Source organism: Commensalibacter melissae (assembly GCF_009734185.1).
GTDB classification, from domain to species: Bacteria; Pseudomonadota; Alphaproteobacteria; order Acetobacterales; family Acetobacteraceae; genus Commensalibacter; species Commensalibacter melissae.
Genome location: NZ_CP046393.1, coordinates 1091551 through 1109006, shown reverse-complemented (window position 1 = coordinate 1109006; position 17456 = coordinate 1091551). Strand labels below are relative to the sequence as shown.

17 protein-coding genes are annotated in these 17456 nt (G+C 37.1%); 8 read left to right on the top strand and 9 right to left on the bottom strand.

What is annotated here, in order from left to right; translation table 11 throughout:
- Window positions 1-47: 47 nt before the first annotated feature.
- Window positions 48-1571 carry a carboxylesterase/lipase family protein gene (locus tag GN303_RS04905; RefSeq protein ID WP_158523849.1) on the bottom strand — a complete coding sequence of 508 codons (1524 nt, stop codon included), beginning with the start codon at window positions 1569-1571 and terminating at the stop codon, window positions 48-50.
- A 277-nt stretch (window positions 1572-1848) separates the two neighbouring features.
- On the opposite strand from GN303_RS04905, the gene GN303_RS04900 reads away from it, so the two are divergent.
- A complete protein-coding gene (locus GN303_RS04900; protein ID WP_231503999.1) occupies window positions 1849-2520 on the top strand; it encodes a glycine zipper domain-containing protein in 672 nt (223 codons plus the stop codon).
- Window positions 2521-2549: 29 nt separating this feature from the next.
- A complete protein-coding gene (locus GN303_RS04895) occupies window positions 2550-3014 on the top strand; it encodes a hypothetical protein (RefSeq protein ID WP_110438066.1) in 465 nt (154 codons plus the stop codon).
- A gap of 7 nt (window positions 3015-3021) precedes the next feature.
- Here GN303_RS04895 and GN303_RS04890 read toward each other — a convergent pair whose 3' ends face one another.
- From GN303_RS04890 to GN303_RS04860, 7 genes are all read right to left on the bottom strand, one after another.
- Complete coding sequence (locus GN303_RS04890) at window positions 3022-4038, bottom strand: HoxN/HupN/NixA family nickel/cobalt transporter (RefSeq protein WP_197037440.1); 1017 nt, start codon at window positions 4036-4038, stop codon at window positions 3022-3024.
- Between the two features lie 81 nt (window positions 4039-4119).
- Window positions 4120-4455: a DoxX family protein gene (locus GN303_RS04885; protein ID WP_110438064.1), complete on the bottom strand. Its 336-nt coding sequence runs from the start codon at window positions 4453-4455 to the stop codon at window positions 4120-4122.
- Between the two features lie 159 nt (window positions 4456-4614).
- Window positions 4615-5643 (bottom strand): isocitrate/isopropylmalate dehydrogenase family protein, encoded by a 1029-nt coding sequence (locus tag GN303_RS04880; protein WP_110438063.1) that lies wholly within the window; start codon window positions 5641-5643, stop codon window positions 4615-4617.
- Window positions 5644-5738: 95 nt separating this feature from the next.
- Window positions 5739-7496, bottom strand: coding sequence for an aminopeptidase P family protein (locus tag GN303_RS04875; protein WP_110438062.1), 1758 nt, complete (start codon window positions 7494-7496; stop codon window positions 5739-5741).
- A 31-nt stretch (window positions 7497-7527) separates the two neighbouring features.
- Window positions 7528-8025 (bottom strand): GNAT family N-acetyltransferase, encoded by a 498-nt coding sequence (locus tag GN303_RS04870; RefSeq protein ID WP_110438061.1) that lies wholly within the window; start codon window positions 8023-8025, stop codon window positions 7528-7530.
- Window positions 8022-8927: a 50S ribosomal protein L11 methyltransferase gene (locus GN303_RS04865; protein ID WP_110438060.1), complete on the bottom strand. Its 906-nt coding sequence runs from the start codon at window positions 8925-8927 to the stop codon at window positions 8022-8024. The genes GN303_RS04870 and GN303_RS04865 overlap by 4 nt, the downstream gene beginning before the upstream one ends.
- A complete protein-coding gene (locus GN303_RS04860) occupies window positions 8924-11137 on the bottom strand; it encodes an ATP-dependent helicase (RefSeq protein WP_110438059.1) in 2214 nt (737 codons plus the stop codon). The genes GN303_RS04865 and GN303_RS04860 overlap by 4 nt, the downstream gene beginning before the upstream one ends.
- Before the next feature lie 50 nt (window positions 11138-11187).
- On the opposite strand from GN303_RS04860, the gene GN303_RS04855 reads away from it, so the two are divergent.
- From GN303_RS04855 to GN303_RS04830, 6 genes are all read left to right on the top strand, one after another.
- Window positions 11188-11931 carry a JAB domain-containing protein gene (locus GN303_RS04855; RefSeq protein ID WP_110438058.1) on the top strand — a complete coding sequence of 248 codons (744 nt, stop codon included), beginning with the start codon at window positions 11188-11190 and terminating at the stop codon, window positions 11929-11931.
- A 28-nt stretch (window positions 11932-11959) separates the two neighbouring features.
- Window positions 11960-12748, top strand: a complete 789-nt coding sequence (locus GN303_RS04850; RefSeq protein WP_110438057.1) for an N-formylglutamate amidohydrolase — start codon at window positions 11960-11962, stop codon at window positions 12746-12748.
- On the top strand, window positions 12745-13584 hold the full coding sequence (locus GN303_RS04845) for a shikimate dehydrogenase (protein WP_110438056.1): 840 nt from the start codon (window positions 12745-12747) through the stop codon (window positions 13582-13584). Before GN303_RS04850 ends, GN303_RS04845 begins: the two co-directional genes overlap by 4 nt.
- 9 nt (window positions 13585-13593) lie before the next feature.
- Entirely contained in the window at window positions 13594-14190 is a 597-nt protein-coding gene (gene coaE / locus GN303_RS04840; protein ID WP_110438055.1) for a dephospho-CoA kinase, read from the top strand.
- Window positions 14187-14882, top strand: a complete 696-nt coding sequence (gene dnaQ, locus GN303_RS04835) for a DNA polymerase III subunit epsilon (RefSeq protein WP_110438054.1) — start codon at window positions 14187-14189, stop codon at window positions 14880-14882. The genes coaE and dnaQ overlap by 4 nt, the downstream gene beginning before the upstream one ends.
- Window positions 14883-15019: 137 nt before the next feature.
- Window positions 15020-16045: a lipid A deacylase LpxR family protein gene (locus tag GN303_RS04830; protein WP_110438053.1), complete on the top strand. Its 1026-nt coding sequence runs from the start codon at window positions 15020-15022 to the stop codon at window positions 16043-16045.
- 7 nt (window positions 16046-16052) lie between these two features.
- On the opposite strand, the gene GN303_RS04825 is transcribed toward GN303_RS04830, so the two are convergent.
- Window positions 16053-17432, bottom strand: a complete 1380-nt coding sequence (locus GN303_RS04825; protein WP_110438052.1) for an MATE family efflux transporter — start codon at window positions 17430-17432, stop codon at window positions 16053-16055.
- Between the last annotated feature and the right edge of the window lie 24 nt (window positions 17433-17456).

Genomic DNA, 17456 nt, shown 5'->3' with positions numbered 1-17456 from the left:
TTTTACAGACCTCGAGAAAGAATTATAAGAAATACGGATTTGATCTCTTAGTCAGGTTTTTTTTTATTTTTTAATGCATTTTCAATATAATCCAATCTCGATTGAAATGGATCAGTTTCAAATTTGATACCGGTTGTTGAAAAATTGAGTAATTTATCAGGATGAATTTTAAATTCGGAAAATTCCGATAATCCGTCTACTTTAGGTTTTGAATATTTTGCAAAATTGACCCAGTATTTTTTTATTGCTTCTGACATGGCATTGTCTTGAGGTGTCAAGGATGAGTATACTTTGTTCAACGTTCCAAAAACATAGGGTAATTCTGATGCATGTGGTGCCCCATAGGAAGTATAAGGACGGGCCGAATTGGTAATATAGGAAAAACGATAGCGATAGACAGGAACATTTTTACTGGCAATTTGTTGTGTCAATAACCGGGTCGGTTCAAGAATTTGAATATCGGCCATAAATTGATGTAAAATTCTGGTTTCGGATAGTTTTCCATTCGGATTATAAATTTTATTGAGATCCTCTATATTTATTCCCAGCTTGCCTGCCATATCTTTCAAACCGGATTGGTTAATCATAAAACCATCACCACTCGTATCACCGATTAATGTAGGAACAGGATAAAAAGCACCTTTTTCAAAAGCACTATCAAGGGATTGTTTCAACATGATACCATCAATAACCAATCCTGAAAAATAGTCAGGTTGTAGATCATCTAAATTCAATTTATCTACAATGGTTTCAGCAGGTAGCTTACGCAAGTTTTCCAATGCATATTCATCGTTTTGGATATTATTTTTTTTTGCGAAATTTAGGCCTGTTTTTTCTGCGTCATCAATGGTTCTGGGTGGGAAAAAGCGTGAATGCCCTGTTCCAGATTGAATAATGGCCTTATTAAATAAACCTTTTGCCTCTGAAATGGTCATTAGGGATATAATTGAGGCGCCGCCTGCAGATTCGCCAAATAAGGTGATATTATCGCTATCCCCCCCAAAAGAGGAAATATTTTTCTGTACCCATTGTAAAGCTGCAATTTGGTCCATAATTCCATAGTTTGCCCATTTGTTCTCCTCATTTTCTTGCTGCAAGTCCGGACGTGCAAAAAAACCAAAACGTCCAAGTCTATAATTGAAAGTGACAACTATAACCCCTTCATTTGCCATTGAACTGCCATCGAAGATTTCCTGATTACTTCCGCCGGACACAAAACCACCGCCATGAATCCAGACCATTACAGGATATTTTTTTTGGGTTTCGTTTTTTCCAAAAAAGGATTTTGGCATCCAGATATTAAGATATAAGCAATCCTCGCTTGTTATAGGAAAGGTTTCTTTCTTATCCCATCGATTGGGATACTGACTGCAATTTGGTCCATATTCAGTGGTTGTTTTGATTCCTTGCCAAGGCTGAACAGGCTGTGGGGGAAACCACCTGAATGAACGAACAGGAGGCGTGGCATACGGAATCCCTTTGAAAATAGCTAGTTGGTTATCAAAATATCCCTGAAGTTTTCCTTGATTATTTAATTCAATAAAAGGATGTGATGTTGATGCTGAAGTCATTGTAATAAGTGCCAAAGATGATAAAAATGTGAGAAAAAATTGAAATATTACTTTTTTTAAAAAAGGGTATTCATACATGCGTATTGTACTTTTTTATGAAATGAACAAATCTGAATGTTTATAGGCCAGCTAACTCAAATAGTATAAATAAATATCTCTTTTATGATATAATTATCACCTTACAATAATTATCGTGATTCCAAAATTTTTTAAAGGATTGGATCATGAACCCATTTGGTTTAGATTATTTGTATTTAATAAAATATTAAGGTAACGTATGTCCAGATCCTATTTTACTAAAATTATTATTGGTTGTTTCTGTTTTTCATTAATGGCATGTACACCCGCCTATAATCCAAATCTATCTCCCGAACAAAATCGACAAATGCAAAGAAATTCCCAATTCAATCAAACGCTTGGGACAGGAGCATTGAGCGGTGCAGCTCTTGGGGCTTTGGTGGGAGGTTTGGCTGGTCATGGTAAGGGGGCTTTGATTGGTTCATTAAGTGGAGCGGCATTGGGAACCGGTGCTGGATATGCTGTTGCACATCGTACAGAAAATCAGCAGTTACAGGAAGATCAATTAAACAAACAAATTGCCGCTGCTCATCAGATAGCTTTGAATGCAAGTAATGACGCGCAACAGGCATCGCTGCAGGTTGCTCAGTTACAGAGACAACTGGCAAACCTTAATAAACAGATAGCGTCAAAAAAAATTACTGTTAGACAATATAAACAACAATTATCTCATTTTAATAATCAAAAAGCCCAATTAAACAATAAGATAAATTATTATTCTAAACAAAGTGAACAAATGCACCAATACGCTCAGATAGCTCATGATAATCGTTTTGAGCAGGAAGCACAATCAACAGATGCAGCAGTTAGCCGTTTAAAATATGCTGAAAATATTCTAGTGAATGGCATGAACAATCAACCTGCAGGTTGATTAAAATAAATTTTCAAAAGGATTTATTAATGAAATTCTATCAATTTATCATACCCTTAACTTTATTCATGATATTGACAAACTGTTCCAATCCTCAAAGTTGTGATCCTGATAAAACAAATTTTTTTAGCGGATTGGGATGTTCCGTTGGTAGTGGTTATAATAAACGCTCCCAGAATTTGAATAATCAATTGCAATATGAACAGCAAAATGCGGTAAATCAGCAACAGAATGCGGCTCAGGCTCATTCACAATCCATTGAATTGCAGTCTAGGTTAGAACAAAGACGCAATCAATTGACTCAAATAGATAATCAGGCTTGGGCTGTACGGAAAAAATTGCAGGATGCTCGAGCGAATCATAGTTTGACGCAACAGCAGTTAAATCAGAAACAAAAATTGCTGGATAATTACAATGCAAAAAGATCCAGGGTAAATGATGATCCTTCACAACAGGATCTAAATGCTCTGTCAGCAATCTTGGGTAAAATGTAATGAATAATTAGGTAGCTTTCCTAAATTTATGAAATATTGTAAAGGATGAGATCCAGCAGAGTATAAATATACTGATAATTATGAAACCTGCAGACCCTAGATTTTCTTGTAATTCTTGAACTTGATCCCAAAAAAATCCGGAAAGCTTGAATTTTTCCTGTAACAACCCTAGAATTTCAATTCCACCAATGACTGTTGCGATAAAGATTGAAAGGCCAGTCATGGTTAGATTGTACCATAATTTCCTTAGTGGTTCTTTAAATGCCCAATTATAGGCACCTGTCATAACAATACTGTCTGTAGTGTCAATCAAGGTCATTCCGCAAGTAAATAAAAGCGGAAAAACCATAATATCCCACGTGGCCATGCCTTTAGCTGCCTGTATGGCGGCAATTCCCAATAAACCGATCTCGGTTGCGGTATCGAATCCCAAACCGAAAAGAAAACCCAATGGTAACATATGCCATTCCTTGGACACCATGCGAAAGGCGGGTTTTAAAATTCTCGATAAAAATCCTCTTGAAGCGAGTATATTATCCATATCCTCGATTGAATAGGATTTATTTGCACGAAAATCTTTGAATATTTTCCAAATTTTCAAAAATATAAAAAAATTGATAAATGCTATGATCAACAAGAAACTGCCGGATACCAAAGTCGCTAGGGTGCCACCAATTAATTGGAATTCATCAATTTGTGTTTTGAACCGATTGGCAAAAACTGCAACGAGCAGACAAAAAAGAATAACTATACTTGAATGACCAAGAGCAAACCATAATCCAGTGGCAAGGGAAGGTTTTTTATGTTGGGTAAATTGTCTGACAACATTATCAATGGCAGCAATGTGGTCTGCATCCACTGCATGACGTAAACCGAATACCCAAGCCAAAAACGCTGTGTTGAGAAGAAGTGGTGATTGGTAAAATGATTTCAGGGCCCAAATCCATGCAAGTGTATTTGCAAGTATCAAGAAAAAATAAATGGAAATGACTGATTTTATCGGACGTTTAGGAGAAATTCGCATCAAAATCCTTGAGATATACATTAAAGCCCCTTTTATTAAAGTAATTTAACCATAAATAAAAGGGGCATTAAGATTCAGATTTTAATTTTTTTTACACCGTAAAAGCGAGAGAGCGGCAAAGATACCAACGCCATCAAGAGCGAGATCCTGTTTTCTTTTATGTTTCAGACCTGCAGCAAACATGCATGTTGCAGCTGCCAATAGGGTAAGAGCGCCCAATTTAGAGGTTTTTTTGCATAAAAGCATTGATGCCCCCGCAACTTCAAGGCCACCAACTATTTTCATATTGGTTTGAGACCAATTCATTTCAGAAAATCTTTTTTCTTGGATGCTAGCGCCTAAAACCTTGCTTGTTCCACATGCAGCAAATCCCAAACCAACAAGGGTTTTAAAGATTTTTTTGCAACATTTAGCCATAATTATAATCTCCTAAATATGAATATTTTGTAAATAAGTGTAACAATTACCATTCCAAGAAATTAAGTAAATAAATTTGAAATGAACTTATTTAAAACTGTAAATATATTTTACAAAATGCCTGTAAGAAAATCTATATAAATCGAAGATTATGATAAATTAAGCTACAGCTTGTTTTAATGCCGCCGTAATTTCTTTTGTCGTTACATTACCTCCCAGGTCACGGGTTCTGATTTTATCCTCGACAACAACCTTATGAATTGCCTTATCAATTCTTTTTGCAAGATCATCACGTTTAACATGTTTCAGCATTAATGTTGCGGCTCTCAACACAGCGATAGGATTGGCGCAGTTTTTACCTGCTATATCTGGAGCGGAACCATGAACAGCCTCAAACATTGCCGCTTTTTCACCGATATTAGCGCCCGGTGCAAGACCCAGTCCACCTGTTAAACCTGATGTCAGGTCTGATAGAATATCCCCGAAGAGATTGGTTGTAACGATTACATCGTAGGTTTCGGGTTTTATAACCAGTTCCATTGAACAGGCATCAACAATACGTTCCTCACAGGCAATTTTGCCTTCGTATTCCTTGGCAACCTTGCGACCCTCTTCAAGAAACAGACCGCATAATTCTTTAAGAATATTGGCCTTGTGAACAAGTGTAACCTTTTTACGATTGTTTTGCACTGCATAATCAAAGGCAAATTTAACAATTCTCCGGCATTCTTTACGTGAGGTGTAACCTGCACATGTAGCGATAGCTTTCAGATCATTATCAACAGGGATATGATTTTCCATGGCAGCATAAAAACCTTCGAGATTTTCACGTACTACAACAATGTCAATATTATCAAATCTGCCACCCTTAATAAGAGTTTTGGTGGGACGAACATTTGCATAAAGTCCGAATTCCCTGCGCAGGGTAACATTGATTGAACGGTAACCTTTACCTACAGGTGTTGTCAGGGGTCCTTTCAATACCAGGCCAGTTTTGTGAATACTCTCGATTGTTGACTGAGGTAATGGATCGCCTGATGCATCCACGCCAGCCATGCCCGCAAGTTGTCTGTCCCATTTGAATGGTGCCTGAATGGCATCGAGAATTTCGATAGTTGCACCAACAATTTCGGGACCTATTCCATCGCCTGGGATAAGGGTGGCTGGAATTAGAGATTGATTTGACATAATTGTACCTTTGAATGATTCTAAATAAAAATTAAATCTATGTTAATTTCATATATTTTTATCATCGATCTCGGGGTTAATAAAGGCATCAACTATCAAATGAACGTGCACATTTTCATGAGCCATGTTTGCTCGTTTTTATTCAGATGAGGATAGATCAAATCGGTAATTTGTTTATGATAATTGTTTAACCAATTTTTTTCCTGTGGGGTTAACAAAGTTGAATTTATGATTTTCCAGTCAAAAGGAACAAGCGTTAGGGGGTTAAATTTCAAAAAGTTATCATAAGGGGCCTTGCAAACAAGTAAAAGGTTTTCAAGACGGATACCATGATGTCCAGTTAGATAATATCCTGGTTCATTGGAAAGAATCATTCCTTCTTTTAGGGAAATAGGAAAGGGTTGTGATGATATTCGACAGGGACCTTCATGTACGGAAAGATAACTTCCCACACCATGACCAGTTCCGTGATCATAATTCAAACCGTTCTGCCATAAAGCGTAACGTGCCAATACGTCAAGTTGACTCCCTGTTGTTCCAATTGGAAAAATGGCTGATGAAAGTGCGATATGGCCTTTTAGAACCATTGTTGCCTGTTCACGAATTGAGGAGGGGGCAAAATTTTTTCCCATCCAAATGGTGCGGGTGATATCTGTGGTTCCGTCTTTGTACTGCCCGCCACTGTCAATAAGGTAAAGCTGATTTTCCCTTATAATTGAGTGATTTGCTTTTGTTGCTTGGTAATGGACAATCGCACCGTTGGAACCGGTGGCAGAGATTGCGGGAAAACTCTCCTCTTTGTAAAATTTTCCCCCGGTTTCTATTCTGAACTGGTTGAGTTTTTCTGCCACTACAGTTTCAGATTTATCAATACCATTTTTCTCAAGCCAGAATAAAAAACGGCACATTGCAATACCATCCCTGATATGGGCATTTATGGCACCTTTTTGTTCAACGTGATTTTTGCATGACTTGGGCAACAGAATGGGATTTGTACGATAATGAATTGATATTTCTTGTTTTTCGAGAAGTTGAATAAATCCTATCGGTGTCTGATTTTTATCCAATCCTATGACAAAAGATGTGATTTTTTTTAAATCTGAATATATATCATTTCGTGAACATAATTTTACAGTGTGACCAAGAAAATCTGACAGTGTTTCGGAATATTGTTCCTGATCTGCGTATAAACATACATGATCTCTATATAAAATTGCAAAAACAAGTGGGATAGGGCTATATGGAACATCGGAACCACGAATATTAAGAAGCCAGCATGTAGAGGCTGGATCACAAAATATAAAAGCATCTTCATTGTTGAAAAGTAGTTCTTTTTGCAATTTTTCGATTTTATTATGATGTGATAAACCAGAAAATTCCAGAGGATGAAGTTCAATAGGTTGATTAGGATAGCTTGGTTGATCCAGCCAAAGTGTGTCTATTGGATTATCAGTTATTGGAACAAGTCTTATTTTATTATTTTGTAGTGATTCCAAGTTTTTTTGATTCATTAATCTTGGGTCATATCCTAATTTTAATTTTTGCAGATGATTGTGATCTAAAATCCATGCAAGAGGTGATTTATGGGAAATATGATGATATTCCCATAATTCTTGATCAAGCTGTTGTTGCATTTGAAGAATATAGCGTCCATCTGAAAATACAGCAGCATTATCCGGTAATACAATAGCCATGCCTGCACTTCCCGTAAATCCAGTCAACCAGGCAAGGCGTTCGGCATAAGGGGCGACATATTCATTGAGAAATTCATCCCCGCGATTGATTATAAATCCGTCAAGATGATCTTTTTTTAGTATGGAACGAAGCGAAGACAGTTTTTCTGTATGTTGCATAAGATGATTTTATTCAAGGTTATTAATGATCTTAATTTATTATTTTGTACATGAACAATAGATCCAGCCATTTTTCAAATTTTATTCCTGTTTGCGGTAAGATACCTGCATGTTTGAATCCGAACCATTCATGTAATCGTATCGAGGCCTGGTTATTGGCGGTTATGGCAGCGACCATGACATGTACATTATTTTGGGAGGCATAATTCACAAGATGCTTCATCAGTTTTTTGCCAAGTCCTTGACCCTGGGCTTCCGGAATCAGATAAACCGAATGCTCAACAGTATGTTTATACCCGTCATAGGCCCTGAAATGTCCATATGTGGCAAAACCGAGGATTTTTTGCTGTTCATTGACGGCAACAAAAATCGGGAATCCCTCTTTTTCATGGTTTTCGAACCATACTAGCTGTTCATCATAGGTGCGGACTTTTGTCATCCAGAAAGCCGTTCCATAAATAATCTCTCGATTAACGATCTGGAGGATACTGTTAAGATCCGTAATTAATGCATGGCGGATTTGAATCATTTTTCTCTCGGTTTTTTAAGAATTAATGTCGCCCAATGTCCCTGTGTAACTTTGTCTTCAAGCTTCAGACCCTGTTTTTGATGTGCGGACAATACCATTGCTGTTTGGGATACAAGTAGACCCGATAATATTGCTATACCTTCAGGTTGTAAATTTCTGGCTAGATTTCTGGCCATTTTACATAAGGGACGTGCAAGAATATTGGCAAAAACAAGATCATATGGGGCTTGCTTTCGAATTGAAGGTGTCAGCCAACCATTACCAACCTCACAATGGACGAAATTCCCCAGTTTGTTTCTTTTAACATTTTCTCGGGCAGCTCGAACGGACCATGGTTCAATATCAACAGCCAGAACCTTTTTGTGGAATAAGGCAGCTGCAGCCATTGCCAAAATTCCTGAACCACATCCAAGATCAAGAATTTTACGAGGTTTTTTATAAGCGATCTTTTCAAGGGCAATTAGGCATCCACGAGTTGAACCATGTTCACCAGATCCAAAAGCCACACCTGCATCAAGGGTTAAAACAACACGTGAAGAAGTGATTGGATCGTTCAAATGCGTGCCACGAATAATGAACATATTACCCACTTTTTGAGCAGGAAAAGATTCATATGTTTTTGCAAGCCATCCTTCTGTTTCAGTGGAATGTTTTTGGATTTCTGGAAAGAACTGGGTAAGGCCGCCTGCTAACGTAATTGAACTGTTAAGCTCTTTATCTCCATAGCCTGTATCCTTGATTCCTTCCAATCGCCAAAGATTTTTGTCTTCATTTTCCTCAAATATTCCTACGGTCGGGCAAACCGTGTTCAGGGCCTGTTCGAATATTGCAATATGTTTTTCTGGAACAATTAGTGAAATGGTTTCAAGCGCATTGGCATGCCGTTTAGTTTTTAATGTCATGATGTTTCCGTCACAAAGCTGTCTATAACGTTTTTAATTCCGGTTTTATCGAAATTGATTTCAAGTTTATTCTGTTCAGTCTTTAATACAGTTCCATAACCGAATTTTTGATGAAACACACGGGCACCTACAGGAATATTTTTAGATTTTGGCAAATTTTGACGTTGTTTATTCGGTGTAAAAATATTTCCAAAAGAAATGGTGTCTCGGGTTCCTTTCTGTTTTTTTCCAAAATTCAAATTATCAAAATAATTTGGATTACTATGGTTTCTATTGATTCTGATTGACGGATTTACAATAAACTGGTTGGGTAATTCTTCAATGAAACGGCTGGGAATTGCTGATTGCCAGTTTCCATAAATCTGGCGGTTTGCGGCATAGGATATCACCAGATTTCGCCTGGCACGGGTAATGCCAACATAAGCCAAACGTCTTTCCTCTTCCAAGCCATTCAATCCATTTTCATCAAGTGTGCGTTGTGAGGGAAAAAGGCCTTCCTCCCATCCCGGCAAAAAAACAGTATCAAATTCAAGGCCCTTGGCGGCGTGAAGTGTCATTAAATTGACCTTGTCATCTCCACTCAGTTCATCATTATCCATTATAAGAGAGATATGTTCCAAGAATTCATACAAAGATTGAAACTCGGACATCGCCCGGAAAAGTTCCCTGATGTTTTCAAGTCTACCGTCTGATTCAACAGACTTGTTTTGCTGCCACATCTCAATATAGCCGCAATGATGAATCAGGTCATCAATCGCCTTTAGATGACCAGCTTTTTCATTCGTGGATCTTGCCATTTCAAGTTGAAGTATCAGTTGATTTAGTTCACTCGCTACCTTACCCCTGATTATTCCCTGATTTAATGCTTGTTGTGCTGCCATCGTTAGGGAAATATTGGACTCTCGGGAAAGCAGATGCAATTTCTGAAGGGCGGCTTTGCCAATTCCGCGTTTCGGAACATTAATGATTCTTTCAAATGCCAAATCATCAGACGGCTGGGCGACAGTGCGCATGTAAGCGATGACATCGCGTATTTCAGCACGTTCGTAAAATCTTACCCCGCTAATGATTTTATAGGGTATTCCCAATTTAATCATGCATTCCTCAAAAGGACGGGTTTGGGAACTGGTGCGCATCAGGATTGCCATATCGCCAAATTGTTGTTCTTTTTTGTGAAAATCAATAATATTTTTACAAATGATTCTTGCCTCTTCATCGGAATCATAGGTTGAGAGAATTTTGATTTTTTCCCCTTCAACGGTGGCATTGGCAGCGTGAAGAGTTTTTCCCAATCGTTGCGAGTTAAATGATATCAAGCCTGATGCGGCACCAAGGATAGAAGAGGTTGAACGATAATTATTTTCTAAACGGATAATTTTAGCTCCTGGAAAATCTCTTTCAAATCTCAAAATATTGGTTATATCTGCCCCACGCCAAGAATATATGGATTGATCGTCATCTCCTACACAGCAAATATTGGCTTCTTGTCCATTTTTTTGGGCTAATAATTTTAACCACAAATATTGTATCATATTGGTGTCTTGATATTCATCAACCATAATATACGTAAAATAACGCTGATATTTTTCCAAGATATGTTGATGCTGGCTAAAAATATTAAACATGTGCAGCATAAGATCGCCAAAATCACATGCGTTAATTTCCCGCAGGCGTTTTTGATAATGGGCATAAATTGTCTTGATTAGGGAATTTCCGGATTTATTTATTTCATCATTAGGCAAATTATCCGGTGAGTAACCCTTGTCTTTCCAGAACTGGATTATACCAAGAATTAACTGTGGGGATACTCTTTTTGTGTCGATTGAATAAGCGGGTGTAATTTGCTTGATTAGGCGTAATTGATCATCTGTGTCCAGAATGGTGAAATTAGAGGTTAATCCGACAAGTGTAGCATTTTGCCTTAACATCCTTGCACATATTTTATGAAAACTTCCCAACCATAATCCCTCGACTGGTTTATTTATGAGGCTGGCAATTCTTTCGCTCATTTCTCTTGAAGCTTTATTGGTAAAAGTCACCGCTAAAATCTGATTGGGATACGCTTTTCCTGAAAGGAGAATATGGGCAAAACGTGATGTTAAAACACGAGTTTTACCGGTTCCGGCACCAGCCAGCACTAGAATAGGACCTTCTGTTGTTTCAACAGCTTTTTTTTGCGTTTCGTTAAGTTGGCTTAGATATTGGGTCATTACGCTTTACAGGATTGAATTAATTTTCAATATTGTTGATAAGGTGATTGATGAAATCAAATGATAACAGGTTGAACATATTAATGGATCATAATTCTTCTTTACCCTCGAATTATAAAGGAAGCAAACCTTTTAAAAATTTGGACGGTAGGGGGCATCGCAACCGTATGCGTTCAAAAATTTTATCCAGGGGAACAGATGTTCTCGAAGATTACGAGATCCTTGAAATGCTGTTATATTCAGTCATTCTCAGAAAAGATACAAAACCTTTGGCAAAACAATTGATTAATCAGCATGGTTCTTTGGGGCATGTTATTAAAGCAAATACAGATCGTATTGATCAGATCATATACAGTGAGAGATTTACTGAATTGATTCAATTCATTCAATTGGTGGCTTTGCGTCTATGCATGTCTGATTTAATTGTGCCAACAAGTTTTAAACGCTTGAATGAAATGGTTGTTTTTTTGGAAAAAAACTTTCCAAAACAGGATAAAATCAATCTTAAATCCTTGAGGATAATTTATTTAAACAGTCAATATAATTTCATTAAAGAATATTTTATGGTGTATCCATCAAAAAATTCTGTTGCGACTATACTAAAGAAAGCAATTGAAAATGATGCGACTCAAATTGTATTGGTACATTATGTTAATGAAGAAATAACTTCTGATATGAAATATCAGATTGAACAATTCTCCAAAATGTTGCAATCAAAGGTTGGTTTTTTTGATTTGAATCTCAGTGAACATTTATTTTGTGTTAATCATCATTATGTTAGTATATTAAAATAATCCAGAACCCAACAAACTGACTGCGTTTATGTTTTACAATTCAAAATCATCCAGTATTTTATCAGTCAATGATCCTGATCCTGTGAATATGATAAACCGACATTCGATTTCACCCTTTTTGATTATTTGTGATCATGCAGGGAAATTTATTCCTGAAAAACTAAATAACCTTGGATTGGAGTCAAATGATCTTGAGCGACATATTGCTTTTGATATTGGAATAAAAGGGGTAGGGAAAAAACTTGCAAAAAAATTAAATGCCACGTTAATTCTTCAAAACTATTCAAGACTTGTCATTGATTGCAACAGAAATCCAAATCATGAAAACCTGATTATTGAAATTAGCGATAAAACAATTATAAAAGGTAATCTTGATTTGTCTGACGAGGAAAAAAAATCACGTGTTTCATCAATTTACAATTCCTATCATGCTTGTATTGAACAGGATATTGAACGTCGACAAAATGCGCAGATTTTAACCTGTTTAATAGCGCTGCACAGTTTTACACCTCAAATGGATAATATTGAAAGACCTTGGCATGCGGGTATTTTGCATGATCGTTATCCGGAATTCGGATTAATATTCAAAAAATATCTTGAGCGATATTATGAATTTCCAATTGGAGATAATGAACCCTATCGATTAAATGAGAAGAATGATTATTCTGTACCTTGTCATGCATTTGGAAGAAAATTGCCATATTTGGAACTGGAGATTCGACAGGATTTAATAAGATCGGAAATTCAGCAAAGGGAATGGGCGGATCGTCTGTCTTACTTATTGCCACTGACTTTACAGGAATACGGAAAACGATGAATATTATTACAGGAAAAGCTAAAGTTGCTGCGGTTCTTGGGTGGCCAGTTGAACATTCCCGATCTCCCCTGCTTCATAATTTTTGGTTGAAACGGTATGGAATTGACGGGGTTTACATTCCTCTGGCCGTTAAGCCTGAAAATTTCAAAAAAGTCATAATTGGCCTGTCAGCTTCGGGGTTTAAAGGATGCAATATAACCATCCCCAATAAAGAAATTGCCTTTTCTTGTTGTGATGAGGTTGATGAAATCGCGAGGAAAATAGGTTCAGTCAATACCTTGACTTTTAAAAATGACGGTAAGATATTTGGCACTTCTACAGATGGTGCTGGTTTTATAGAATCCCTTAGGGATCATAACATCAGAATTAAAAATTGTAACGTACTAATACTTGGAGCAGGTGGGGCTGCACGTTCGGTTATTTCATCGCTGGCCCATGAGAAAGCGAAGATTACAATAGCAAATCGCACAAATTCCAGGGCATTGCAGCTTGCTCAAGATCTTGGAACAGGTAATGTCATCGCATGGGATACCTGGACATCTTTATTGGGTCAATATGACTTACTGGTAAATACAACCTCTTTGGGAATGGAAGGGAAAGAAAGTTTTGATTTTGATCTATCCAAAGCAAAATCAGGTTTGGTTGTTACGGATATTGTCTATGTTCCTCGTTTAACCCCTCTGTTAAAAGTGGCAAAAGAATTCAATTTAAAGACCATTGAAGGATTGGGGATGCTGCTTCACCAAGCCCGTTTCGGTTTTCGCGAATGGTTTGGAGTGGATCCCATGGTTGATTCCGAGACAATCGAATATGTTGCCAAAACAATTAGAGAATAATATTTCATTATGAAGATATTGGGCGTAACAGGTGGAATGGGTATGGGTAAAACCACGGTATGTTCACTGTTGCGTAAAGAGGGTTTCCCAGTTTTTGATGCTGACCATGTTGTGCATCAATTACAGGGATCTGATGGTAAAGCTTTATCACTTCTTGCCAAAGCTTTTCCCGGGTCAGTGCATGACAATATACTTGATCGATCTTATTTGAGGAAATTAATTTCACAGGATCGGCATAATCTAAAAAAAGTTGAAAGCATTATCCTTCCATTGGTTGATATGGAACGAAAAAAATTCATCCAATTTTGGCAGGGAAAAAGAAAATTATGGTGTGTATTGGATATTCCCTTATTGTTCGAAAAAAAGATAGATCAAGTATGCACCAAAACTCTTTTGGTTAATGCACCAAAGCAAATTCAAAAAATACGCATTATCAATCGAGGTGGCATGTCTTGGCAACAGGCTGAAATATTAATTTCTCATCAGCTTCCCAATAGTTTGAAATGTCAATGGGCGGATAGAGTTATTCAAACAGGATTGAATAGGGCATATACTTACATTCAGGTAAAGCGCTTGGCTATATTAATGAAGAAAGATCAATTATGAAAAAAAGGTCTGTCCTTTTTGATACAGAGACAACAGGTGTCAATCCAGATAATGGCGATCGAATTATAGAAATTGCCGCAATAGAGTTAATCAATGATTTGCCAACAGATAATTTTTATCATGTTTTGATTGATCCAGAGCGAGATATTCCTATTGAGGCAACACGAATTCATGGATTTACAATTGAAGATCTGCAAGGTAAGCCAAAATTCAAGGATATTGCTGACGAGTTTCTGAATTTTATTCAAAATGATCCCCTGATCGCGCATAATGCACCGTTTGATTTTAAATTTGTAAATTTAGAACTGAAATATATCAATCGTCCAACATTATCACTGGACAGAATGGTTGATACCTTACAAATTGCCCGCGCTCAATATCCATCCTCGCCAAATAGCTTGGATGCATTATGTCGACGGTTTTCAATAGATTTGTCAGAACGCACAACACATAACGCATTGTTGGACTGTAAATTATTGTCAGAGGTGTATATTCAGCTTACGGGAGGCCGTCAGAGAGGATTGAGCTTTGATAATCAAACAAAGGAAAAAATAAGAAAAACCTATAAAAAAAATCATATTCATCAACCCGTTTTCATGAAAGCCACTGAAAAAGAATTGAAGATTCACAAGGAATTTTTGAATGAGAAAATACCAAATGCCTTATGGAATCATTTTATGGATAAAAATTGATTATTTCAATAATTTAATTTGTGAATAGGTTGCATATTAAGAAAATAATCTTTTATTTTAATATACTATATTCAAATTTTGTTTTTTGATTTTATAAGTTTAGGTTAAATAGAATATTTAGAGTCAAAAGGTTGAAAATGGGCAAACGAGATTATTTGTCATTAACAAATTTATTATCATGTTTTTCCATCTGTTCAATGGGTTTGTTCTATTCTCATCCTTCTTTTTCAACACCAAAACAAGATCCATATAATACCCTAACAATACAATGGGAAAATGATGCAGCCTCAACCTTGAAAGGAACGTCTGATCAATATTATACAAACGGACTTAGAATAGGGTGGACATCTCCTACTGACACGTTGCCTCAACCTGTTGCGGATATGAATACGTTTCTTTTGGGAAAGGGAATGCAACGAATTCATTGGGGATTGCAGCAGTCGATATTTACACCACGTGATACTCAATCGAGCCAGAGATTGCCACATGATCGACCTTATGCTGGGGTTTTATTAACAACCGTTAATCTTATAAGTGACACGGATGATACGAGGAGTGTGTTTGGTATTCAAGCCGGTGTTTTAGGCCCTGAAGCTATGGGACGTCAGGTTCAAAATGGTTTTCATGCCATTACTGGGGATCACAAAAACCGTGGCTGGCACAACCAGTTAAAGAGTGTGCCCGTTTTTCAGGTTCAAATGGGTAGAACATGGAGATTTCTCGCAGGGCATGCTGGATCGGTTGATTTTGATATCTTACCTTCAGCTAATGGTGCAATGGGGATTTATAGAATTTATGGACAAATCGGTTCTCTATTCCGTTTTGGACAGGGTCTTGAAAGTGATTTCGGACCTACAAGAATTGGTTCGGGAAATGACGGTACTGATGCCTATGTTGGAACCCGTTTTGTTAATTGGTATTTATTTGGTGGTGTAGATGGTCAGGCTGTAGCCTATAATGCCACTTTGCAAGGGGATCCTTCTAAATCACATGCGCAACATGTTTCAAAAAGATCAGATGTTGGCGAAATTCTTGCAGGGGCCGCTTTAATTATCAAAGGATATAAAATCGCTTATACCCAAACTTGGCAGACCCAAGAATTCAGAGGACAAAAAAGTGGATTATTTAATTATGGATCTGTTTCCGTATCCTTTAAATTTTGATTTTTCTCTAACGTAAGGCACGTTCCATTATTCTGCTTGGGCGATAGGTAAGATAATAAAAACGTGCTGTTGCCAATACAGCAATAACAGCAAGGCCAATAGCCATGCCTGTCCACAATCCTGGTGCTTTATGGTTCAATGAAAATGCAAACCAACCACTCAGTGTATATCCAATTACCCAATAGCTTATCAAAGCAAAGATCATTGGGATTGTGGTATCTTTCAATCCGCGTAATGCACCCATCGCAACGCCTTGCATACCGTCAACAATCTGGAAAAGAGCAACAATTTTCAATATAACGATCGCAATTTCAATTGTTGATTGATTACTGACTGAATGAATATCAATAAAAAGGCTGACAATGGTTTTCGGGAAAATGAAAATGATTATACCAATCAGCCCCATAAAAACAGAACCAAGACCGATAGATAAAAAACCTGAATTTTTTGCATACAAAGGTTTTTGAGCGCCAACCCAATAACTTACTCGAACATTGGCGGCCTGAGAAATGGCAAGGGGTATCATGAACGTAAAAGTGGCAAAGCTGTTGGCAATTTGATGGGCGGCAAGTGCATCGGTTCCTAGTAGTCCTGCCCGGAAAGAAGTTGCAAGGAAAAGAAGCATTTCAGCTGCTGAACTGACACAGATGGGCAGCCCCAGACGCATCAAGGGTAAAAGCAAGGACAAATCAATTTTAAAAGGATAAAGATATTGTTTTAAATTCTTTTTGCAATGGGTTACTCCAATAAATAAAATTGTTGAAACCCACAAAGTAATTGTGCTGCCAATTGCTGAACCATACAAGCCCATTTTAGGGGCGCCCCATAAACCATAAATAAAGGCTGCATTTAACAAGGCGTTGATAATTGTAGTTAAAGGTGTTATTTGCAAAAGAATTTTCGAGGCATTAAAAGCTGGTAAAACAACTCTTATTAAACCTGTTCCAACAAGAACAGGGGGCATACCCCATAAGAGAATATCCATAAAATGACTGGATTTTGCAATCATATCAGGATTTTCACCTGTCCACATCAATATAAAATTTGTTGATTTCAAAAGAAAATAGCAGGGAATACAGAGAATTAATCCAAATATATAGGTTGTCCAATAAATTTTGGATATCTGTGAAATTCTTTTTGATCCTATATATTCAGCAATTAAAATTGCAGCTGAACTCAACGCTGATTGCAAAACAACACAAACAGTAAAAAATAACTGTGTTGTAAATCCACCGATTGCTAAGGTTTCTTTATCGACTTTTCCCAATAAAATCGTATCGGTTACACCCATAGCCATTTGACATAGTTGGGCAAATGCGATTGGTATGGCAATAAAAAAGATCGCAGAAAGTTCTTTTTTCAGAAAAGCTGGTTGAGAAAGTTGCATTATATTTATTTATGACTAATAAAG